The organism is Novosphingobium capsulatum NBRC 12533 (assembly GCF_001598375.1).
GTDB lineage: Bacteria > Pseudomonadota > Alphaproteobacteria > Sphingomonadales > Sphingomonadaceae > Novosphingobium > Novosphingobium capsulatum.
The window spans coordinates 176,577-198,541 of record NZ_BCYV01000008.1 but is presented as its reverse complement, the minus strand read 5'-3'; the positions used below and the strand labels follow the sequence as shown (position 1 = coordinate 198,541).

Sequence of the window (21,965 nt, the reverse complement as noted above, 5' to 3'; positions counted from 1 at the left end):
ACGGCTCAGAGCGGCGGAAAGCGGTGCTGCGCCAGCTTGTCGAGCAGAGCGCGGTTGGTGGGCATCATCTGGCCAAGCTTGCGCTTCATCGCGGCGGTGCGGGCAAAGGCATCGTCGGCCATGTCGCGCTGCGCCAGTTGGCCGGCGCGGGGGCGGGTGCGAAAACCCATGCCATAGAGCACGTATTGATAGCTGGCAGCAGGAAACATCTCGTGCGCACTGGCAAAGTCGTGCTCGCCAGGGGGCGTGTCGCGCCAGAGTTCGAGCTGATCCTGCAGGTCTTGCGGGATCGTGGCGGGATCGCGGTTGTCGCGCCAGAATGCCGTGTCGCTGCGTTCGGACAGCACATAGTGCAGCTTGAGGAACTCGATGATGCGGTCCCAGCGATAGCGCGTCATGCTGTTGAAGCGGCGGGCGACAAAGTCCATCGCCTGGCGCGTGGCGGGCATGCTGGTGGCGATGTAATCGGCCGATAGCTCGATCAGCACCAGGGCTGATGCTTCCAGCGGTTCGAGGAAACCGGCAGCGAGGCCAACCGCGACCACGTTGTTCTTCCAGAACTGGGCGCGATGGCCTGAACGGATCGGGATTTCGCGCGGGTTCAGCTTGGCAAAACCGGGGCCGACATAGGCGGCGAGTTCTTCCTCGGCGCGATCGGCGCCAGCGTGGCGGCTGGAATAGACATAGCCGATGCCGCGCCGGGTGGGCAGGCCGATGTCCCAGATCCAGCCATGCTTTTGCGCGGTGGAGATGGTGTGCGAAGCGATCGGGCTGTCTTCCTCTACCGGCAGTTGCACGGCTAAGGCGCGATCGATGAACAAGACATCAGACCGGTCGATGAACGGCACGTCCAGCGCTTCGCCGAGCAGGCGGGAGGAAAAGCCGGTGCAATCGACAAACAGGTCTGCCGCGATCGCGCCGCTGTCGCGGCCGATGACGGCAGCGATGTCGCCATCGTCGCGGCGCGAAACGCCGACGATCTCGTCATCGATGTGGTTGACGCCCAGCTTGCCGGTGCAATGCGCCGCCAACAGTTCACCCAGCTTCACCGCATCGAGATGATAGGCATAGTTGGCAATGCCGGCGTAATCGGGCGAGGTCATCAGCTTGGGCGCAAGGCCCTGTTCGCACAGGTATTCCTGGAAACACACGGCATCGGAAAACGAAGGCCCGCCATTCCCGCTACCCTGTTCGGCGCTGTTCCAATAGGGCGCCAGATCAAGATCGGGAAACCCCTCGGGCAGGACCAGCGGGTGATAGTAGAAATCATCGGCCGCCCCGGTGCGCCAGCGGGCAAACTTGGCGCCCTGCTTGAACGAGGCATGGCACGCGCGCATGAAATCGGTTTCGGCAAGGCCGATCTTGCGCAAGGTGTTGCGCATGGTTGGCCAGGTGCCTTCGCCCACGCCGATCGTGCCGCGCGAGACGCTTTCGACCAGCGTGACCGCAAGATCGCGCCCGTGGCGGGCGGCGATCAGCCCGGCGGTGAGCCAGCCAGCCGATCCGCCGCCAACGATGCAGACCGAACGGATCGCGCGGGGCGACGTGCCGGACATTGCCATGTATCTCCCGTCGTGTGTGCCCGGTTTCCCGGGCTGGAGGGGCACGCACGGACAGTTTCCCGTTGCGCGCCCCCTTTGTTCATTCCGTGGTGCTACACGGGTTTGCCTTAGAAGTTGACCCGTGCCCCGAACTTGAAGCGCCGGCCCGAATCCTCTGCATAGAGGAACTGGTTGGTATAATAGGCATATTTCAGCGTGCGGGAATTGGTCAGGTTGGCGCCTTCGACAAAGACCGAAAACTCTGGCGTAACGTGATAGGTGGCGCTGGCATCGATCTGCGAATAGGGGCGAACCTGGGTAACCGCCTGGCCCGCGCCATTGAGCGGCGGCGGGGCGAGGTATTGCAGGAACCGATCGCGCCAGTTCCATGCCACGCGCGCCTCGATCCCATTCTTGTCATAGAACAGCACCGCGTTGGCCGAGTTGGACAGGCCGGTAAGCGCGAACTTGTTGGCCAGGTTCTGGGTATCGAGCTTGCGATTGGAGCCGACCAGCGTGCCGTTGAGCTGGAAGCCGAAGCCGCTGTCGCTCAGGGTGTGCTGCCAGGCCGCCTCGATACCCTTGACCGTGGCATCCTGGCCGTTGACGGGTGCGGTCACCGTGAACTGCGCCGGCAGGCCGGTAGCCGGATCGAGCAGCGGGCCGCCGCTGGCGTTGGTCACCGTGCCGGTGGTCTGGTTCAACACGATGAAGTTGTTGACGCTCTTGAGGTAAGCACCAATCGAGATGTAGCTGCTTGGCGCGTAATAGTATTCGGCCGAGAAATCGAGGTTGCTGGATTTGAACGGCTTGAGATCGGCATTGCCGCGGCTGGCGGCGAAGTTGCCAGGCCGCAACGTGACCAGGGTCGTCACCGGCGAAAGCTGTTCCAGCGTCGGCCGGGTGATCGTCTGCGACGCGGCGAAGCGCAAGGTTACCGCATCGGTCAGCTGCCATTTCAACGCGATGTTGGGCAGCACATCGAGGTAGTGCGCCTTGCCCACCGTGCGGGTGGTGCCCGACGAGGCCGAACCGTACTGGGTCTGGTCGTTGGCCAGCTTGACCAGGCCGGTATAGGCGGTGGCCAGGCCGTTAACGCTGGTCTGGGTATCCTCGAACCGCACGCCGGCCACGATCGACAGCGGCCGGCCGCCGACATCGCCCTTGAACTCGGTTTCGAGATAGGCACCCAGCACGCGTTCGGTCACGATCGTGTCGTTCACCAGGGGCGGCGCAAACGTGAAGTTCGGGTTGGTCACGCGCTGTTGCGCGGTTATCGCGTTGAACAGCGTGGGGCCATCGAACGTCAGCCACTGCGTGGCCAGGCGGTTGGCGCCGCTCAGGCCTGACAGGAAACCGCTGCCGGCGTTGAACGTGGTAATCGGCACCCCGGCCGGAGCCGGCGCGTTATAGCCGCAGGTGGTGCAGCCCGTGCCGCCATCGTTGGAATAGAGCGACGTATCCTTGCGGTCACGCGAATAATAGAGGCCGAAGTTGGCATTCACCAGGCCTTCGCTGCCATCGCCCTTGTAGGCGAAATCAGCGCGGCCCTGGGTGACCTTGTCGCGGATGCCATAGCCGCGCAGCAGCATCACGTGCTGGCACATCGGCTGTCCAGCGCCCACCGGGGTGGTGCTGCCCGGCTGGCCCGAATTGGTCACTGCGCTGCCGCAGGGGCTGGCGGGGTTGGCAAAGGTGGGCAGGGTTTCGGTCTGCCAGGGCAGCACCGAACCGTCCGACTGATAGCGCGATGAACCGGTCAGATACCCAAGCAGCGCCAGATAGGCTTCCTGCCCGCCGTTGGGGTCTTCCTTGGCCAGCGAATAGGTGCCGTCGAACGAGGCCGTAAGGTTGGGCGTGACCTTCCATTCCAGGTTGAGCCCGAATTCGCGGGTGTTCGTGCGCTTGTCGAACTTCTTGTAGTGGAAGTCGGTGGCAATGCCGCTGGCCTGGGTCAGGTCGGTCGCGGTGCCATTGGCATCGGTCACCACGTCGGTCAGGTTCGAGGCGGTGAACCAGTGACCGTACGAGCGCGTTTCGGTCTTGTTGGTGAACTTGGTATAGAGCGCATCGGCAGTGATAGTTACCGCATCGCTGGGCCGGTATTGCAGCACCACCGTGCCACCAATGCGTTCGCGGTCTTCGCGCGTAACCTTGGTGTCGTAGTTCTGCGGGATGAAGATGTTGCCCTGCGGATTGTTGGCGCTGATCGTGCCTTTGCCGCCGTTCACCTCTGCCGCCGGCACCGCCGGGTTGACCAGCCAGCCGTCGGTCTGCGCCTGCGCCAACCGCGTAAAGCGATGCTGGTAGCTGCCCGAAACGAGGATGCCGAACTTGCCATCGGCCAGGGTGTCGGCAAACAGGAACGAGGCGTCGGGCGCGACCTTGCGCGCGTTGCCGTCATAATTGCCGTCAACTGTCGCGGAAAACTTGCGCCCCTTGTAGTCGAAAGGGCGCGCGGTCTTGATGTTCACGGTCGAACCGACACCGCCCGATTGATAGCGCGCGGTAGACGACTTGTAGACTTCCACGCCCGAAACCAGTTCCGACGCCAGCGTATCGAACGAAAAGGCCCGACCCGAGGCCTGGCTCGGGTCGGTAGGTGTGGCCACCTGGCGGCCATTGACCAGAACCGTGTTGAATTCCGGGCCAAAGCCGCGAACCGTGATGAAGGCGCCTTCGCCGCCGGAGCGGTCGATCGAAACGCCGGTGATGCGTTGCAGGGATTCGGCAAGATTGGCATCGGGCAGCTTGCCGATGTCCTTGGTGGAAATGGCATCGACGATGCCTGACGATGCGCGCTTGATGCCGCGCGCACTGTCGAGGCTGGCGCGCAGGCCGGTGACGATGATCGCCTGCGGCTCGGGCTCTGCCGCAGCGGGTGCTTCTGGGGCCGGGCGGGGCGCTGCGGCTGGTTCTGGCGCGGCGGCCTGGCTGGCCAGGGCAACGGTTTGCGTGGCAAGCGGGGCGCGGTTCGACAGCGGGCGGGCGATTACCGCAAACGTCGCGGGGCCGGTCTGGCGGGTGGCGAGGCCGGTGCCGGCGAACATGCGCTCAAGCGCGTCGGACACGGTAAGGCGGCCGCGCACTTCGTTGGTGCGCACCGCGCGGGTGACCTTGCGCGAGGCAATGATCTGCACATTGGCCTGATGGCCCAGGATACCGATGGCGGTTTCGGCCGATTGCGCCGGAATGGCGAATTGGCGAAGTTCGGTGTTGGCCTGTGCGGCAACGGGCATGGTTGCCATGCAGGCAATGCCAGTCGTCGCAAAAAGAACGCCACGCAGTGTGGTCGTTGTCATATATCCCTCCCATCAGGATTTCATTACGCATCAGATCGTTTCGATCTGTGTTGGCCTAGAGACATGCTCTGGCGATTATCCTTCTTCGATTGTGAAAATTTATTTCTAGAATCCTGTTTCGGCTGCGCGTTCGATACGGATGGTGCGTGGATCGCTGACATCGATTTTCACGGCCAGCGTCGCCTTGAGTGTCTGGGCAAAGCCGTCTGGGTCACCGATGCGAAACAGCCCGTCGAACTGCTCGGCCGCGACTTCGGGATCGGCGATCACGATCTGCCGCTGGTTATAGCGGTTGAACTCGTCAGCCGCCTCACGCAGCGTGGTGCCGTTGAGATCGATCATGCCGTTGCGCCAGGCCAGCGCGCGGTCGACCGGTGCGGTTTCGCTCGCCTGGTAATGCACCAGGGCGCGGGCGTTGACCATGGCACGCTCGCCCGCCACCACGCGCAGGCGCTGGGTGGCATCGGCGGCAGACCAGGTTTCGACCACGCCCTCGGTCACCAGGATTTCCACCCCTTCCTCGCGCTTGCGCACCGAAAAGGCCGTGCCGATCGCCTGGGCGCGCACCGGGCCAGAGGCAACGACGAACGGGCGTTTGGCATCCTTGGCTACCTCAAACCAGGCTTCGCCCTGATCGAGTTCCACCTCGCGCGCGTGCTGGCCCAGATTGACCTTGAGCGCGGTATCGGAATTGATCGTCATGACCGAGCCATCGTCGAGCGGAACGCGGCGGATCTCGCCCAGGCGGGTGACGTATTGGGCGCCATTGGCAAGCACCAGGCGCGTGGCGGCCGCGCCGGCGATACCCGCTGCCACCAGGCCGCCCAGCACGCCACGCCGTGCCCAGGCGCCGCGATCGTTGGCAGGCTCGATCGCGTCATCACCTGGCGCGCTATCGACCGCTTCGGGCGCGGCCGGCGGGGTGACCACGCCGGGCAGTTCCCATGCGGCCTGTACCTGCAGCAGGAGGCCATGGCGGCGCGGATCGCCTGCCAGCCAGGCTTGCAGTGCGGCTTCGTCGGCGGTGCTCCAAGCGGCAGCATCGTCCATGCGCGCCACCCAAGTGGCAGCGGCATCACGATCGGCGGGGGTAAGGGGGCTGGTTGTGGTCATGACGCCCTCCGTCCGGTGGGCAGCATTTCGGGCTCGCGTTCAAGCCGGTCCCAGCCTTCGCGGATGGCGCGCACACCCACCCACACCTGCTTTTCGACGGCCTTTTCGGTCATCCCCATATGCGCGGCGATTTCCTTTTGCGACCAGCCTTCGAACTTGCGCAGTTCGACGATGCGGCGGCAGCGTTCGGGCAATTGCGCCAACAGGCTGCGCACCCGCTCGAACGCCATGCGCGTGGCGACCTGCTCCTCGGGCGTGGGCATTCCGGTGTCGCGATAGCTTTCAATCTCGCTGATCGCCTCGAATGGGGCGATCACCTGGCGCTTGAGCCGGCGGGCCAGCAGGTTGCGGCAGATAGAAAAGAAATAGGCATGCCCGCAGTCGATATGGTCGACAGTATCGAGCATGGCGATGCGGCAATAGGCGTCCTGCATGAGTTCATCCACTACATCGGGCGCAATCCGCCGCTTCACGAACCATGCCCGCAGGCGCGGTTCGTGCGGCATGATCTCTTGCGCCACCCATCGCGCCAAGGCGCGGCGACGCTCGAGTTGCGCTCGCAGATCCGGTCCCGTCCCATCCTCCATCGGCTTTGGGTTTTCCCTCTTTCACAGGCCTAGAGACCGGCCGGCGCCATTTCCTTCCGCTTGCGGCAAAATATTTCGCGACGATAGCGCCGATCCGGCGATATCCGCAAAAAACGCTGGCGCTTGGCCCGGCCAGATCAGCCTAGAAGACGCGATGTTGCACATATTTGCGATATTCATCAATCCGTCACGGGTCTTACCGCGAAGCGTCATGATTGCCGCCTAGGGCCGCCCCCGAAACGATAAACGTTCTTCGGGGCAATCATAATGCGCATCACCAAACTGGCACTTGTATCGTCGGCATCGCTTGTGGCGAACCTCGCCCTGGCTTTGCCAGCCATGGCGCAAGCCGCGCCGGCCACGACACCCGCACCTGTCGCAGCCGCAGCGGATGCGGCGGCCGATGCCGGCGAAATCGTCGTCACCGGCACCTATGCCCGCAGCCTGAACGCGGCCACGCAGGTCAAGCGCACCGCGGCGTTCCAGGTCGATTCCATCGCATCGACCGATATCGGCAAGTTCCCTACCCAGAACGTGGCCGAAGCGCTGCAGCTGGTGACTGGCGTGGCGATCACCCGGCCGCGCGGCGAAGGGCTTTATGTCAGCGTGCGCGGGCTTGGGCCGCAGTTCCAGAACACGCTGCTCAATGGCAGCCCGGTGGCAGTCAATGAAGTGATCGAAAACGGTGGCGCGGCGGGGCGGCAGTTCCGCTTTGAAATGCTGCCGGCCGAATTCACCTCGCGCATCGACGTGGTCAAGACGCCCACCGCCGACATGACGGAAGGCGCGCTGGGCGGCAACATCAACGTCAAGACGTTTGAGCCGTTCGACGTAGGCACCAAGACCACGCTCAACCTGCGCGGTACCTATACCAGCAAAACCGATCGCGTGCGCCCCAATGCCACGCTGATCACCAGCTGGGTGAACAAGGACGACACGTTCGGCGTGCTCGCCGGGGCCCAGTATTGGGCCAAGGACGTGCGCAACGACCGCTTCCTGAACTTCGGCTGGTACAAGGACCGCTTCGCCTCCACCCTGGGCAGCGGCTATTACCTGCCCACGCGCACGCGCCCCACGGTGGAAACGGAAAAGCGCAAGCGCATTTCCGGCATGCTCTCGCTGCAATGGCGGCCCAGTGCCGAGGCGACGACCACGCTCAACCTGATGGCGACGCGGCTGGACGTGGCTTATGACGAGTTTGGCCTGGATATCTATCCCGACGATAGCAGCGTCGCCGGGCACAAGCCGGTGCTGGTGCCGAGCAGCGTGGTGCTGGATGGCGATACGGTGGTTAAGGCCACGATCAACGACGTGCGCTTCATGGCCTCGCGCGAATATAGCCTCAACCGCCACGACCTGTTCAACGCCAACCTGCGCCAGAGGTGGGACAGCGATGGCTGGCATGTGGTGGGCCTGGCCAACTGGTCCTATGCCCACAGCTATCACCCCAGCTATGACGTGGGCACCGTGCGCAGCCGCGCGATGTTCTTCGCCCCGCTGACCTATGATGCCACCGGCGGCTACAAGGCCGTGCCCACTTTCACCACCACGGTCGATCCCACCAATCCGGCGAATTACCAGCTCTATCAGTTCAACATTGCGCCCAAGAACAGCAAGGACTGGAACTTCTATGGCCGTGCCGACGTGGCACGCGATCTGGGCGGTTTCATCTCCAAGCTGGCAGCCGGCGGCGAATACCAGTTCCGCAAGCGCGACTATTCGCGCCGCGATTTCCTGGTCAACCCGGCCGCCGGCACCCCGCTCACCAGCCTGGGCAGCGGCGCCTATCAGCAGCTGCCGTTCGACGATTACCTGCAAGGGTTGGGCGGCAATATCCCGCGCCAGTTCCTGGTGCCGGTAACCAGCGCCTATCTCAACGCGTTCTTCACGCCGGCGGTGCGCAATTCGGCGTTGACGGCTGCCGACCTTGCCGCCTCGTTCCACACCACCGAAAAGATCGCCAGCGTCTATGCCCGCGCCGATTACACCTTTGCCATCGGCGGCGTCGCGATCACCGGCAATCTGGGCGTGCGCTATGTCCACACCGATCAGGTGGCGAGCGGCAACCTGCGCAGCGGCAGCACGACCACGCCGGTCAGCTTCCCCAAGACGTTCAACAACGTTCTGCCCAGCTTCAACCTGCGCGCAGAATTTTCGCGCAGCCTGATCGGCCGCCTCAGCGCCAGCCGCGTGTTGACGCGCCCGAACGTGACCGACAGCGCGCCGCGCATCACCGTGTCGACCGACGCGCCCACGGCGAGCGGCGGCAACCCGGCGCTGGTGCCGTTCCTGGCCACGCAGTTCGACGGGTCGCTGGAATGGTACTTCAACCCGACCGGGTCGCTGACGGGCGCGGTGTTCTACAAGGCGATGGATAACTACATCACCCAGCAGAACGTGCCGATCGACATTCCCGGCCGCGGCACCGTGCAGTTGAGCACCCAGGTCAATGGCGGCAATGCCAAGGTCTATGGCCTGGAAGCGGCTTATCACCAGGTGTTCACGTTCCTGCCCGCGCCGTTCGATGGCCTGGGGCTGCAGGCCTCTTACACCCGCACCTCGGTCGAGGCGAACTACACCGCCGGCTCGCGCCCGATCGTCAACGAGCTGATCGGCTTGTCGAAGAACAGCTTCAACGTGGTGGGCTTCTATGAAAAAGGCCCGCTGTCGACGCGGCTGTCCTATGTCTGGCGCGATCGCTATCTGTCAAACACCGGCAGCACCACGCAGGCGCCGGTCTATACTGCTGCGTTCGGCTCGCTCGACGGCTCGATCGCGGTGCGCGTGACGGACAATGTCACGCTCAGCCTGGAAGCGATCAACATCGCAAAGGCGCGCCAATATACTTACAACGACCGCACCATCCGCTTTGGTGAGATCAACGATTACGGCCGCACGATCCTGTTCGGCGCGCGGGCGGAATTCTGATGCGGCGGTCTTTCGCAACAGGCGCCAGGCTGGCGCTCGGCGGGGCTTTGGCCCTGCTGGCGCCGGCTCTTGCCGCGGCGGCTGGCGCGCCGATGCGGATGAACGACATTCAGGTCGTCGGTTCGCACAACAGCTTCAAGGCACAGATTCCGGCGCCGATCATGGCCCAGTTGCGTGCCCGTGATGCCAAGCTGGCGCAGGCGCTGGATTACTATCACCTGCCGCTTGCCGCGCAGCTCGATGCCGGGGTGCGCCAGGTGGAGATCGATATCTTCGCCGATCCGGCCGGCGGGCGCTATGCCCACCCGGCCGGGGAAGCGCTGCTGCCGGCAGATCAGCAGGGCAAGGGGCCGGGGTTTGACCCGGCGACGATGGCGCAGCCGGGGTTCAAGGTGCTGCACATTCCCGATATCGATTACCATGCGGTGTGTCCCACGCTGGTCAGCTGCCTGGGCGAGATCGATCGCTGGTCACGCGCCCATCCGCGCCACCTCCCGATCATGATCACGATCAACGCTGCCGATAGCGCCGACAGTCGTCTGGCCACCCAGCCGCCGCCACTCGACAATGCCGGGTTGCTCGATCAGTTGGACGGGGAAATCCGCCAGGCCCTGCCGGGGCGGCGGCTGATCACGCCTGACGAAGTGCGCGGCAGTGCCAGCACGCTGGTCGATGCGGTGCATCGCCGTGGCTGGCCCACCCTGGCGGCGGCGCGCGGGCGCATCTTCATCCTGTTCGATGTGCGGCCCGCGGTGTCTGACGCCTATCGCATGGGGCATCCGTCGCTGCGCGGGCGGGCCATGTTTGGCTGGTATCCCGATGGCCAGCCGGAAAGCGCGATCCAGATCGTGCAAGACCCGCTGGTAGATGGCGCGCGGATCAAGGCGCTGGTCAAGGCCGGCGTGATCGTGCGCACCCGCACCGACGCCAACACGCAAGAGGCGCGTGCCCACGATCTGGCCAAGGCCCGCGCCGCGCAAGACAGCGGTGCCCAGGCGATCAGCACCGATTACTATCCCGGTGCGCCCGATCCGCTGGGGCTGGGCTTCGTGGTAACCTTGCCGGGCGGCGCGATGGCGCGCTGCAATCCGGTGCGGGTTGCCGGACGCTGCACTCTGGCGCCCTGACGCCTCTCGGGCATGGCACTGCACGGGCACTTGTGCCATCGCGGTGCCATGACGATACGCCTGATCTGCCTCGATGCCGATGATACCCTGTGGCACAACATGCGCCACTTCAACGGGGCCGAGGCAGCCTTTACCGCCATGCTTGAACCCTTTGCCGAAGCAGGCGTGGCCCGGCGCGCACTGGAAGCGTGCGAGGCGCGCAATCTCAAGGTCTATGGGTATGGCGCCAAGGGTTTTACGCTGTCGCTGATCGAGACCGCGCTGGAACTGTGCGGCGCCGCGCTCACCCCGGCGATGATCGCCGACCTCTTGGCAGTGGGGCGAACCTTGTTGCAGCATCCGGTGGAACTGCTCGATGGCATTGCGCAGACCCTGCCGGCTTTGCAGGCGCGCGGGGAACTGGTGCTGGTGACCAAGGGAGACCTGCTGCACCAGGAAACCAAGCTCGCCGCCTCGGGCCTGGGCGAATGCTTTTCGGGCGTGGAAATCGTCAGCGACAAGACGGTGCAGACCTTTACTGGCCTGTTCGCTCGCCATGGCGTGGCGCCGGCTGAGGCGATCATGGCCGGGGATTCGCTGCGGTCGGATATCCTGCCGGCGCTCGGCGCCGGGGCCTGGGCGGCCTATGTGCCGCAAGACGGCGCCTGGTCTCACGAACAGGCGCCGGTGCCAGATGGGGCAGAGCGCTTTGCCACCCTCACGCGCTTGGCTGAGCTGCCCGCGCTGATCGATCGGATCAACGCGGGCACTGCTGTTTAAGCAGCCTGGCCCTTGCGGCTGGTGAGCACGATTGCGACGAGGCCCATCGCCGAGGTGGCCGCGCCGGCCAGCGCGATTACCGGATAACCCCAGCCCAACGCGATTACCCCGCCGCCCAGCGCGGCACCGAGAGCATTGCCGAGGTTGAACGCACCGATGTTGACCGATGAAGCAAGGTGCGGCGCATCGGCGGCGGCACTCATCACCCGCACTTGCAGCGGCGGCACCAGGGCAAAGCTCGCCACGCCCCACAGGAACACGATGACCGCCACGGCGCCGGCATGGGGCATCAACGCGGCAAAGGCGATCAGCACGGCGGTAAGGCTCGCCAGCGTGACGATCAGCGTGCGATCGACCGAGCGATCGGCAAACTTGCCGCCCAGCCAGTTTCCCACCGTCAGGCCTACGCCATAAGTGACCAGCATGGCGGTGATGAACCCCAGCGAGGCATGCGTGGCATCGCGCAGGATCGGGCTGATATAGGTGAACACGGTGAACATCGCGCTCGACCCCACCACGGTCAGCGCCAGGGCACCCAGCACCTTGCCGCGCATCAGCACGCGCAGTTCGGCCATGGGGTTGGTATCGCCCTCCGCCGGCAAAGGCGGAAGGGTAAAGCGCAGCGCGGCCATCATCAGTACGCCCAGCGCGGCGATGGCCCAGAACGGCGTGTGCCAGCCCACGTTCTCCCCGGCCCAGGTGGCGAGCGGCACACCCACGACATTGGCGATAGTCAGCCCCATGAACATCGTGGCCACGGCCCCGGCCTGCCGCTGTGGCGGCACCAGGCTGGCTGCCACCACCGAGCCCACGCCGAAGAAGGCGCCGTGGTTGAAAGAGGTTACCAGCCGGGCCAGCAGCATCATGTCATAGCTGTTCGCCAGCGCGGCCATCAGGTTGCCCAGGGTAAAGATCCCGGCCAGCCCGACCAGCAGCGTGCGGCGCGATACGCGCCCGGTGGTCAGCGTCATGATCGGCGCGCCCACTACCACGCCCATGGCGTAGGCGCTGATCAGCAGGCCAGCGGCCGGGATCGAGACGCCCAGGCCCGTGGCGATGGCGGGTAAGAGGCCCATCGGGGCAAATTCAGTCACCCCGATGCCAAAGGCACCCAGGGCCAGGGCCATGAGCCCGGCATTCCATTTCATTGCGATGATCCTGATCTGTTTTGCGGCGCCCGAGCGCCTTGCCAATGAATGCACAGATGGCGCAGACTGATCCCCGTGTTTAGTGGGTTTGAACGCGAAGGATTTTTGCAATGGGTGCAAAGATGCCAGCCAATACGGCAGTGGGCGGCGAAGCCGTACCCGGCGTGGACCGTGCCCGCGAAATGGCGCTGTTTGCCGCCGTCCATGATTGCGGCAGCTTTTCGGGCGCAGGGCGCGTGCTGGGCCTGAGTCCTTCGGCGGTGAGCCGGGGTATCGACCGGATCGAGGCGCGGCTGGGCGTGCGGCTGTTGCTGCGATCGACCCGCGCCTTGGCGATGACGGCCGAAGGCCAGGCCTATCTGCGCGCGGCACGGCGCATCCTGGCCGATCTTGACGAGGCGGAGCAGCAGATCGCCGACCGCGGCACGCCGCGCGGGCGCCTGCGCGTGAGCGCGGCGCTCTCGCACGGGCGGCTGTGTATCGTGCCACTGTTGGGCGCCTTCGTGCGCCGCTATCCTGAAGTGCTGGTCGATATCGCCCTTACCGACACCTTGGTGGACGTTGCCGCTGGCGAGGCGGACGTGGCCATCCGCTTTGGCCCATTGGCTGATAGTGCGCTTACCGCGCGCAAGCTGGGCAGCAATGGGCGGGTGATCGTCGCCTCGCCAGACTATCTCGCGCGTCATGGCGTGCCGCAGGTGCCCGAAGACCTGCATGCCCACAATTGCCTCAACTTCAATTTCCGCCGGGCCGAACCGGTATGGCCGTTCCGCCGCGTGCGGGCCGATGGCACGGTAGAAGATTTCGCGCTGGAGGTGCGCGGCACGATCGTGGCCAACAATGGCGAAACCCTGGGCGATTTGGCCCAGGCCGGCATCGGCATCGCGCGCGTCGGCACGTTCAGCGTGACCCAGGCTCTCGCCGATGGGCGGCTGATCCCGCTGCTCGAAGCGTTCAATCCCGCCGATGAGGAGCAGATTCATGCCGTGTTTGTCGGCGGAACGGCCACGCCGGCGCGCGTGCGGGTCTTTGTCGATCACCTGGTCGAAAGTTTACGGCCAACGAAAAATCCCGGCGCATGAGGTCATGCGCCGGGATCGTTGCCTGCCGCAAGGCAGGGATCAGTGGCTGGCGGAAGCCGAGCCGGTAACCGAGCCGCTGGCGCTGCCGGCGACGCTGCCGGAGGCCTGCTGGGCCGCGTTGCGCGTGGCACTTGCTGCACCATTGGCCGCGCCCTCGCCACGGGCGGCGGCGTTGGCGGCATAGCCACGGGTGGTGTTGGCGGCGCTCTGCGCCTTGGCCTTGCCCGCTTCGGCGGCGTTGGTGGCGGTGGTGCGGGCCTGGGCAACGCGCTCGCTGGCGGCATCACGCGCCGTTTGTGCGGTGCTGGTGGCACGGGCGCGGGCCATGTTTGCGGTGTCTTCGACGCGGGTGGCCGCGCCGCTGGCGGTGGTGCGCGCCGTGTTCGTGGCCGAACGCGTGGTGCTGGTCAGCTGGTCGGTGCCGATGGCCTGGGCATTGGCGCTGCCACCCACGCTGCCGCTGCCATTGCCAGCCAGCGAACCGGTCAGCGATCCGGCGGGAGCGGTCAGCCCCTGGCTGGCCGAGCCCGCAGCGCTGCCGCTGGCGGTGCGATCGGCGTGAACCTTGCCGTTGTGGCGGTTTACGCTGGTGTTGCCGCTGGTGCTGCCCGAGCCATTTGCGGTGCCACGGGTGGTGGAGCGCACGGTGTCGAGCGTGGAGGAACCGTCAAACGCGCCGTCGAGCGTGCCGCCCACCATGCCGCCACGGCCGATGGCGCCGCCCATCACGCCGCCAAGGCCACCACCAAGACCGCCACCCATCCCGCCGCCAAGACCACCGCCGCCCAGCAATTGGGCGTGGGCCGGCATGGCGATGAGAGTGCAGGCAACAAGCGAAGTGGCAAAGAGCTTACGCATGATCTGATCCTTTCCTGAACTGTGGGATCGACCTGCCATCTGTGTGGCCGATCATGATCCCGTTGTTCTGAAAACGGACCTCCGCTCGGGTTTAATCCATCCTCGCAAATTTTTTTCGATCGACCGGAAGATCAGCGGCAAATCGTGCAGAGCAGCCCGCGTCCATACTGCTGATCGGGGCCGCGCGGGCCCAGGTCGATCGCCTCGCGGTCCAGCGCCTGGAGCACGGAGGCATGCGCATCGCGCGCCGCCGCCACGCGCGATGCGACGAGCGGCGCTGCAAACGACGTGCCACGCACCGGCACCATCTGCCCGCGCGCGTTGGCCGCCCGCAATCCGGCGCCGGGCGCGGCATAATCCAGGTGCAACGCGCGGCCAGCCTCGATCAGGGCGCGATTACGGGCGTCAACGGCGGTCACGGCCAGGATGCCGGGATAGCTGGCGGGATAGGCCGGCGGCGCAGCCGGGCCATCGTTGCCCACCGCAGCGACGATCACGGCGCCGCGCTGCAGGGCCGCCGTCATCGCCCGTGCCAGCAAGGGATTGGCCGGGCCAACCAGGCTGATGGTAATGACGCGCACCTGCCGCCCGATCAGCCAGTCCACCGCGCGGGCAATGGCCAGGGCATTGCCACCGGTGGGGCCGCGCCCATAGACGTCTGCCGCCAGAATATGCCGCACCCCGGCGCCGGAAAGCAGGTTGGCCACGGCGCTGCCATGGTCCGATGCTGCCGGCGCGCCAGGGGCGAACCCTTGCAGGGCATCGACGGCCTGCGCCGGTGCGCCATCGATCATGCCCACCGGCGTCTGCAAGGCAGGCATCGTGCCCAGATGCATCACGCCGCCACGCGGGCTTGCAGCGCCGGCGGTAAAGTGCAGCACATCGGCGCTGATCGTGGCATCGGGCAGGGCCTTGCCCAGCGCGGCCTGCGCCTGTGCCAGGCTCATTCCCGATGGAATTGCCAGCCGCGTTACCGCCAGATCGAGCGAGGCGAGGCGTTCGTTGCCAAGGACGGCAAATCCCAGGGCGCGTGCCTTGTCGAGCATCGCCGCCTCTGGCGCCATGATCAGCAACTCACCCTTTATGGCCGGATCACCGGCCGCGTCCCGTTCGATGCTTGCGGGGTTTTGCCGCAGCAGGCGATCGATCCGGTCCACCCGCGCTTCGGCAAGCGCCCTGGCGCTTTGCACCATGGTGGTGGTGGCATTGTCGAGCGCCTGGGCCACATCGGCGGGCACGCGATCCACCGCCTGGCGCGCGCGATCAATCACGGGATCGAGCCGGTTGTCGAATGGATTGCCCAGTTGCTGGCCCATTCCCTGGCCGATACCGGGCATCACGCCCTGCGCCAGGGCAGGCATGGGCAGCGTCGTGGCGCAAAGCATCGCCAGCAGGCCAGGGGTGATCGTGCGCAAGACGGTTTCCCAAGTCAGGCGGAATTGCCTATGGATGAAACGAGCGACATGGTTCGTTCTATCCATCGGAAAAGGCAAGAACGCTGACCGACCGTTTCGAAACCGCCCTGCTGGCCCTGCTGCCCCGGCTTCGCCGGTTTGCCTTGGGCTTGGCACGCGATGCGGCGCGGGCAGACGATCTTTGCCAGATGACCGTGGAACGCGCGCTGCGCAGCCGCCAGCAATGGCAAGAGGGCAGCCGCCTGGATAGCTGGATGTATCGGATCATGCGCAACCTGTGGATCGACGAGGCCCGTGCCGAAACCCGCCGTGGCCAGACATTTGTGGACGAAGAAGCGGGTGTAACCGTGGGCGCCGATGGCGGGCAGGAGGCGCGCGCGCAGCTGTCTGACGTGGACCGCGCGATGGCGCGCCTGCCCGATGAACAGCGCGAGGCGGTCTTGCTCGTGATGGTCGAAGGCTGGTCCTACAAGGAAGCGGCCGAGATCGTTGGTTGCCCGGTGGGCACACTCAATTCCCGCCTGGTGCGCGGGCGCGACGCGCTTCTTGCCATGCTGGGAGACGAGCTGTGACGCCCTCTCCCGAAACCCTGGCTGCCTATGCCGATGGCGAACTCGATGCCGCCATGCAGGCCGAGGTCGAGTGCGCGATGGCCGCCGATCCGGCGCTAGCCCGGCAGGTGGAGCGGCATCGCGCGCTCAAGGCCCGGCTCGCCGCGCATTACGCCCCCGTGCTCGACGCGCCTTTGCCGCCCGGTTTGCTCGCCGCGGCCAGCCAGCCACAGACCGGTGCAGAGGTGATTGACCTCGCCGCCGCCCGTGCGCGCCGCCCGAGACGCCTGGTGTGGGGCGGGGGCATCGGCTTGGCGCTGGCGGCATCGCTGACGCTGGCGGTCGTGCTCCAGCATCCAGGCGGCAACGGCCCGGGGCCGGGCTATGCCGATGGGGCCCTGGCCAGCGCGCTCGATACCCAGCTGTCTGGTCAGGCGCCGGCGGGCGCATCGGCGCGGGTGGTGATCAGCTTTGCCGATGCATCGGGTGCGTTGTGCCGCGGCTATGACAGCGGGCAGGGTGGCGGCATTGCCTGCCACGACGCGCGGGGATGGAAGCTGATTCGGCAGGTGGGCGGCGGCGCAGCGGCGGGGGCCGGCGACGATGGCGCATATCGCCAGGCCGGCAGCCATGATGCGGCGTTGATGGCCCTGGCGCAGGACATGGCGCAAGGGCCTGCGCTGGATCCCGCCGCCGAACGCGCGGCACGCGCGGCGGGCTGGCGCAAGCCCTGATGCGTCTTGTCGGCATCCGCCGCGTGCCCCTGCCTGGGGCGAGACACGCGGCGGATCGGCCGATCAGAACGTCTTGCGCAGCGTCACGCCACCATAGCGCACGTCATCGCGCGGCACATAGCGCACGATGCCGGCCACCCCGCCATTGACCAGATAGCTGGCATAGTGGGTGTTGGTGATGTTCTTGACATAGGCGCGCAGCTGCCAGCCATCGTCGTGGCCCAACAGCGCGACGCTGCCGTTCCAGATGGCATAGGCGGGCTGGATCGTGCCCGGCGTCTGCGTCAACTGGTACTGCGTCTCGCTCTTGAAGGCGATGTCGCTCTGCAGTTCCAGATCGACCGCCTCGGTCAGGGCAAAGCGATAGCCGGCATTGGCAAACAGCTTGACCTTGGGCGCGAAGGGCAGCGGCTCACCATTGATGTCGCAGCTGGCGGGCAGGCCGGCCGGGCAGTTGAAGTTCAACACCTTGGCATCGTCATAGGCGGCCGACAGATCGACGGTGAAGCCCTTGGTCGGCACCAGGGTGACATCGGCCTCGACCCCTTGGGTGCGGACCTTGCCGGCGTTGATCAGGCGGGTCACCGCCGTGCCGTTGACCAGATCGGCCACGTTGGCCTGATAGTTCTTGAACGTGGTCGAATAGACCGCCAGCGCATAGCGGACCGAGCGATCGGCCGTGCTGCCCTTGATGCCCACTTCGAAGGAATTGGAGGTTTCGGGCAGCAGGGCGATTTCATCGGTCGGCTGCATGTTGAAAAAGGCATTGTAGGCCGGCCCCTTGTACCCGCGTGACCAGGTGCCATAGACCTGCGTGTGGCTGCTCACGTCCCACTGCAGCCCGGCGCGCCAGGAATCGCCACGGGTCGACGTGCTGCCGTTGCTGTTGTGATAGGCGCGGATGCCCGACACGTTGAACGCGGCACTGCCGGTGTTGGCCGGATCGGCCGTCGACGTGCGCACGTGATAATAGCTCAGCTTGTCCCAGGTGGAGCGATAGCCGGCGATGGCGCGGAAATTGCTGGTGAAGTTGATGTTGGCTTCACCAAACAGCGCATAGTTGTTGGCGCGGATGCCGTACTTGGCAACGCCGGTCGTCACACCAGACGTGCGCGTCAGATCACGCTGATAGCGCTCGTCGGTCTCCGCGCGCAGAGCATAGGCACCGATGACATAGTCGATCAGCTTGCCCTTGGGCGAGGTGAGGCGCAGTTCCTGCGAATACTGGTTGGTGTTGACGTCACCATGATCGTCGCTCTGCGGCTGCACGGTGGGTGAGGCCTGGGTGGCGTCAAGATCCTGGTGCTGGTGGTTCTTCCAGCCGCGCCAGGCGGTGATCGAGGTGACCTTGTAATCCCCCAGCGAGAGATCGGCCGTCAGCGAGGCGCCGAAATTCTCGTCGCGCACGTCGGTATCGAACGTGGTGGCGACGGTGCGGTTGCTGGGCCCGGCGGTGATGCCATAGCCGGCGAGGATGCCGACCAGCGTGGGCGAGGCGGTGACGGTGTTGGTCGGATAGGCGATCTGGTTGGTGTTGGCATAGACCCCGTTGGAGGTCGTGTCATAGCTGTGCAGCCAGTCACCCGCGAGCGTCAGCGTCAAGGCTTCGCTCGGGCGCGCCTCGATCTTGCCGCGCAGGCCATAGCGTTCAAACCCGTTGACCTTGTCCTTGGTCACCGCGTTCCAAACGTTGCCCTTGTAGTTGGCGTAAACGCCGTCGATCCGCGCCGCGACCGTATCGGTCAGGCCGCCGGTGACGCCGGCCTTGACGCGGTATTCGGCATCGGTGGTGGCGCCGCCTTCGACATAGGCATGGAATGCCTGGGTGGGCGCGGCGGTGACGATGTTGATCACGCCGGCCGAGGCATTCTTGCCAAACAGCGTGCCCTGCGGGCCGCGCAGCACTTCGATGCGCTCAACCTCGCCCACGTCGAGCGTGGCCTGGCCGGGGCGGTTGAGCACCACGCCATCGAGCACGGTCGAAACCGAGGATTCGACACCCGGCGAGGTGGTGATCGTGCCCACGCCGCGAATGAACACGGTGCGGTCCTTGTTCGAGGCGCCGCTGCGGAAATCGACCGTCGGCACGCTGGCCGACAGATCCTGGAGATTGTGGATGCCGCGATCGTTGAGCGACTGGCCGCTGACCGCGCTGATCGCGATCGGTACCTGTTGCAGGCTTTCGTTGCGGAACCGCGCGGTGACGACGATTTCGCCTGGCGCCGGCGCGTCTGCTTCTGCCGGGGCAGGCGCCGCGGGCGGTGCATCCTGGGCAGCGGCGGCGGCTGGCACGATCAAAGCACCGGCGAGCAAGAGCGCGCTGCGCAGCGAAACGGAAAACTTGGGCATCGATTTCTCCCTTGAACGCGGCGGCGCTATACTCAACCCTATAGGTAGAGAAGAAAGTTTTTCTTTAGTGCCCCAACGCCATGCCCATGGCGCTTCCTTCGGTCCCTTCCTCCACCGCGACGATGCGCGGCATGCCCAGCCTGATCAGCCCAAGGGCAAGCAGATAGGACACCGCCGCGAACGAAAAGAGCGGGCCATAGCCCAGCCCGGCCGCCAGGGTGAGGCCGGCAATCTTGGTGATCGCGGTGCCGCCCATATTCCCACAAAACGCGGAAAAACCAGTGACGCGGCCCACGCGTGCGCGCGGGGTGACATCGGCAATCAGGCCAAACAGGCTGGTGGAAAAACCCTGGTGTCCGGCCAGCGCCAGTGCCAGCACCGCCGCAGCGCTCCACGCGCTGGGGGCCAGCAAGGCCAGCGGCACAGGAGTGACGACCAGGGCAGAGGCCAGCATCACGCGCTTGCGCACGCGGTCGATCGACTGGCCGGCGCCGATCCAGCGGCTCGACAGCGTGCCGGCCAAGACCGATCCAACTGCCGCGCCGGCATAGGCGAGGGCCAGCGGCGGGCCGAGTTCGGTGCCGGCCAGCCCAAACGCGCGGTGGAAATAGTCCGGCATCCAGAACAGCATCAGGAACCAGGTGGCATCAGACAGCACCTTGGCACCGGCAATGATCCAAGTGCGACGCTCCCGCCACACCGGTCTAGCGCGATGGTGATCTTGCGCCTTGGCCGTCGGCGTATCGGCAAAATCGACGCCGCGCGTGGCCAGCCACCAGGCCATTGCCCAGACCAGGCCCAGCGCGCCGGCCATGACAAAGGCCGCGCGCCAGCCCCAGATCGCTGCAACGATCGGAATGGCCAGCGGCGCCAGGATCGCGCCGATCGAATTGATCGCGTTGGACAGGCCGATGCCGGTCGAGCGTTGCTCGGGCGGAAAGATCGCGGCCATCGTCTTGATACCGGCCGGGGTGCCCATCGCCTCGCTCGCGCCCAGGCTGATGCGGCAGGCCATGAACGCGGCAAAGCTGCGTGCCCAGCCATGCGCCATCGCGGCAAGCGACCAGGCCGCCACGCCAAAGGCATTGGCCCGTCGCACGCCAAGCCGATCGACCAGCCAGCCCGCCGCAAGAAAGCCGAACGCCGCCCCGGTTTGAAACAGCGCCGCCAGCGTGCCGTAATCGTCGTCGCTCCAATGCAGGTCGGCGGCGATGGTGGGCTTGAGCACCGCGATAATCTGGCGATCGACCAGATTGAGAATCCCCGCCGTCAGGGCCAGGGCAAACAGCAGCTGGCGGCGGCGGGGGCTGAGCAGGGCAGTCATCGGTGGCGGCACTCCTTTGCCATGCCTGTTACGGGGTGCGGCAAGGGAGTGCCAGAAAGTTCAACTTTTGCAGTAGAGATTAAAACGGTGCGTGGTCGATATGCGACAAGACGTGGCGAGCAAACAGATCCGCCTCGCGCGCATGGGGATAGCCCGACAGCACGAACGCATCGATCCCCGCCGCGCGATAGGCGTTGAGCTTGGCCAGAACCTGGTCAGGGTCACCCACGATCGCCGCGCCGCAGCCCGATCGGGCGCGGCCGATACCGGTCCACAGGTTGTCTTCGACATAGCCATCGCCAGCGGCTGCCTCGCGCAGGGCGGCCTGCGCCTGCACACCCACCGATTGGGAATCGAGCGACTTGGCACGGATCGCTGCGCCTTGCGCGGCGTCCAGCTTGCTCAGCAGGCGATCGGCCGCGGCGCGCGCCTCGCTTTCCGTCTCGCGTACCACCACGTGCACGCGATAGCCGCAGCGGATGGTGCGGCCATGCCGGGCCGCGCGGGCTTTCATATCAGCGACGATGTCTTTCACCGCCTCCATGCGGTCGGGCCACATCAGATAGACATCGCAGCCCTTGGCTGCGGTTTCGCGTGCCGGTTCAGACAGGCCACCGAAATAGAGCGCCGGCACGCGCGGCGCGGCCTGCAGCATGCGTGGCGCGTCGAGCTTGAGGCTCCAGAACCGGCCTTGGTGATCGAGTGGCTGCCCGGCAAGCAGGGTGCGCAGGATGGCGATCGCCTCGTCGGTGCGTTCATAGCGCGACGCCCCATCGAGCGTTTCGCCCGGCAGGTCGCTGGAAATGATGTTGACCGTCAGTCGCCCGCCCAGAATCTGGTCGATCGTCGCGATCTGGCGCGCCAGCTGCGCCGGCCACATTTCGCCGACCCGCACTGCCATGAGCAGCTTGATGCGCCGCACCTGCGTGGCGATGGCGGCGGCAAAAGCCGTGGTATCGATGCCCAGGGCATAGCCGGATGGCAGCAGGATATTGTCGAACCCGCCCTCTTCGGCACCCAGCACGATATTGCGGCAATGCTCCCAGCTTGATTGCAGCGCCGGGTCGCTTTGCCCGAGATATTCATAGTCGTCATCGCAAAGCGCGGAAAACCAGCTGATTTCGCACGGATTTTGGGTCACGGGATT

The 21,965-nt window shown here is 65.7% G+C and carries 16 protein-coding genes; 6 read left to right on the top strand and 10 right to left on the bottom strand.

Annotated elements, in window-relative coordinates; translation table 11 throughout:
• Window positions 1-5: 5 nt before the first annotated feature.
• From SCA01S_RS07820 to SCA01S_RS07805, 4 genes are all read right to left on the bottom strand, one after another.
• Entirely contained in the window at window positions 6-1,556 is a 1,551-nt protein-coding gene (locus tag SCA01S_RS07820; RefSeq protein WP_062784534.1) for a tryptophan halogenase family protein, read from the bottom strand.
• A 113-nt stretch (window positions 1,557-1,669) separates the two neighbouring features.
• Window positions 1,670-4,789 (bottom strand): TonB-dependent receptor, encoded by a 3,120-nt coding sequence (locus SCA01S_RS07815; protein WP_245652490.1) that lies wholly within the window; start codon window positions 4,787-4,789, stop codon window positions 1,670-1,672.
• Window positions 4,790-4,948: 159 nt separating this feature from the next.
• Window positions 4,949-5,956 carry a FecR family protein gene (locus tag SCA01S_RS07810; protein ID WP_062784532.1) on the bottom strand — a complete coding sequence of 336 codons (1,008 nt, stop codon included), beginning with the start codon at window positions 5,954-5,956 and terminating at the stop codon, window positions 4,949-4,951.
• Window positions 5,953-6,462 (bottom strand): RNA polymerase sigma factor, encoded by a 510-nt coding sequence (locus tag SCA01S_RS07805; protein WP_211183156.1) that lies wholly within the window; start codon window positions 6,460-6,462, stop codon window positions 5,953-5,955. Before SCA01S_RS07805 ends, SCA01S_RS07810 begins: the two co-directional genes overlap by 4 nt.
• A 348-nt stretch (window positions 6,463-6,810) precedes the next feature.
• On the opposite strand from SCA01S_RS07805, the gene SCA01S_RS07800 reads away from it, so the two are divergent.
• From SCA01S_RS07800 to SCA01S_RS07790, 3 genes are read left to right on the top strand one after another with little or no spacing between them, the layout of a single operon-like run.
• Window positions 6,811-9,471, top strand: a complete 2,661-nt coding sequence (locus SCA01S_RS07800) for a TonB-dependent receptor (protein ID WP_084390847.1) — start codon at window positions 6,811-6,813, stop codon at window positions 9,469-9,471.
• A complete protein-coding gene (locus SCA01S_RS07795; protein ID WP_062784530.1) occupies window positions 9,471-10,598 on the top strand; it encodes a Ca2+-dependent phosphoinositide-specific phospholipase C in 1,128 nt (375 codons plus the stop codon). The genes SCA01S_RS07800 and SCA01S_RS07795 overlap by 1 nt, the downstream gene beginning before the upstream one ends.
• Before the next feature lie 48 nt (window positions 10,599-10,646).
• Entirely contained in the window at window positions 10,647-11,357 is a 711-nt protein-coding gene (locus SCA01S_RS07790; protein WP_062784528.1) for an HAD family hydrolase, read from the top strand.
• Here the strand turns inward: SCA01S_RS07790 and SCA01S_RS07785 are convergent.
• A complete protein-coding gene (locus SCA01S_RS07785; protein WP_062784526.1) occupies window positions 11,354-12,505 on the bottom strand; it encodes an MFS transporter in 1,152 nt (383 codons plus the stop codon). The genes SCA01S_RS07790 and SCA01S_RS07785 overlap by 4 nt on opposite strands.
• Before the next feature lie 122 nt (window positions 12,506-12,627).
• Between SCA01S_RS07785 and SCA01S_RS07780 the strand changes: the two genes are divergently transcribed.
• Window positions 12,628-13,587 carry a LysR family transcriptional regulator gene (locus SCA01S_RS07780; RefSeq protein WP_062784792.1) on the top strand — a complete coding sequence of 320 codons (960 nt, stop codon included), beginning with the start codon at window positions 12,628-12,630 and terminating at the stop codon, window positions 13,585-13,587.
• A 39-nt stretch (window positions 13,588-13,626) separates the two neighbouring features.
• Here the strand turns inward: SCA01S_RS07780 and SCA01S_RS07775 are convergent, their stop codons facing one another.
• Together SCA01S_RS07775 and SCA01S_RS07770 are read right to left on the bottom strand one after the other, a co-directional pair.
• Window positions 13,627-14,445 carry a hypothetical protein gene (locus tag SCA01S_RS07775; RefSeq protein ID WP_157088892.1) on the bottom strand — a complete coding sequence of 273 codons (819 nt, stop codon included), beginning with the start codon at window positions 14,443-14,445 and terminating at the stop codon, window positions 13,627-13,629.
• A gap of 131 nt (window positions 14,446-14,576) precedes the next feature.
• Window positions 14,577-15,926, bottom strand: a complete 1,350-nt coding sequence (locus SCA01S_RS07770; protein ID WP_245652489.1) for a S8 family serine peptidase — start codon at window positions 15,924-15,926, stop codon at window positions 14,577-14,579.
• Between the two features lie 17 nt (window positions 15,927-15,943).
• On the opposite strand from SCA01S_RS07770, the gene SCA01S_RS07765 reads away from it, so the two are divergent.
• Both SCA01S_RS07765 and SCA01S_RS07760 read left to right on the top strand, forming a co-directional pair.
• Complete coding sequence (locus tag SCA01S_RS07765) at window positions 15,944-16,432, top strand: RNA polymerase sigma factor (RefSeq protein WP_062784522.1); 489 nt, start codon at window positions 15,944-15,946, stop codon at window positions 16,430-16,432.
• Window positions 16,429-17,145, top strand: a complete 717-nt coding sequence (locus SCA01S_RS07760; protein ID WP_062784520.1) for an anti-sigma factor family protein — start codon at window positions 16,429-16,431, stop codon at window positions 17,143-17,145. Before SCA01S_RS07765 ends, SCA01S_RS07760 begins: the two co-directional genes overlap by 4 nt.
• Window positions 17,146-17,208: 63 nt before the next feature.
• On the opposite strand, the gene SCA01S_RS07755 is transcribed toward SCA01S_RS07760, so the two are convergent.
• The 3 genes from SCA01S_RS07755 to SCA01S_RS07745 all read right to left on the bottom strand — a co-directional run bounded on the left by SCA01S_RS07755 (window position 17,209) and on the right by SCA01S_RS07745 (window position 21,959).
• On the bottom strand, window positions 17,209-19,494 hold the full coding sequence (locus SCA01S_RS07755) for a TonB-dependent receptor (protein ID WP_062784518.1): 2,286 nt from the start codon (window positions 19,492-19,494) through the stop codon (window positions 17,209-17,211).
• Between the two features lie 64 nt (window positions 19,495-19,558).
• Complete coding sequence (locus SCA01S_RS07750; protein ID WP_062784516.1) at window positions 19,559-20,818, bottom strand: MFS transporter; 1,260 nt, start codon at window positions 20,816-20,818, stop codon at window positions 19,559-19,561.
• Between the two features lie 79 nt (window positions 20,819-20,897).
• Window positions 20,898-21,959: an LLM class flavin-dependent oxidoreductase gene (locus tag SCA01S_RS07745; RefSeq protein ID WP_062784788.1), complete on the bottom strand. Its 1,062-nt coding sequence runs from the start codon at window positions 21,957-21,959 to the stop codon at window positions 20,898-20,900.
• Window positions 21,960-21,965: the final 6 nt, after the last annotated feature.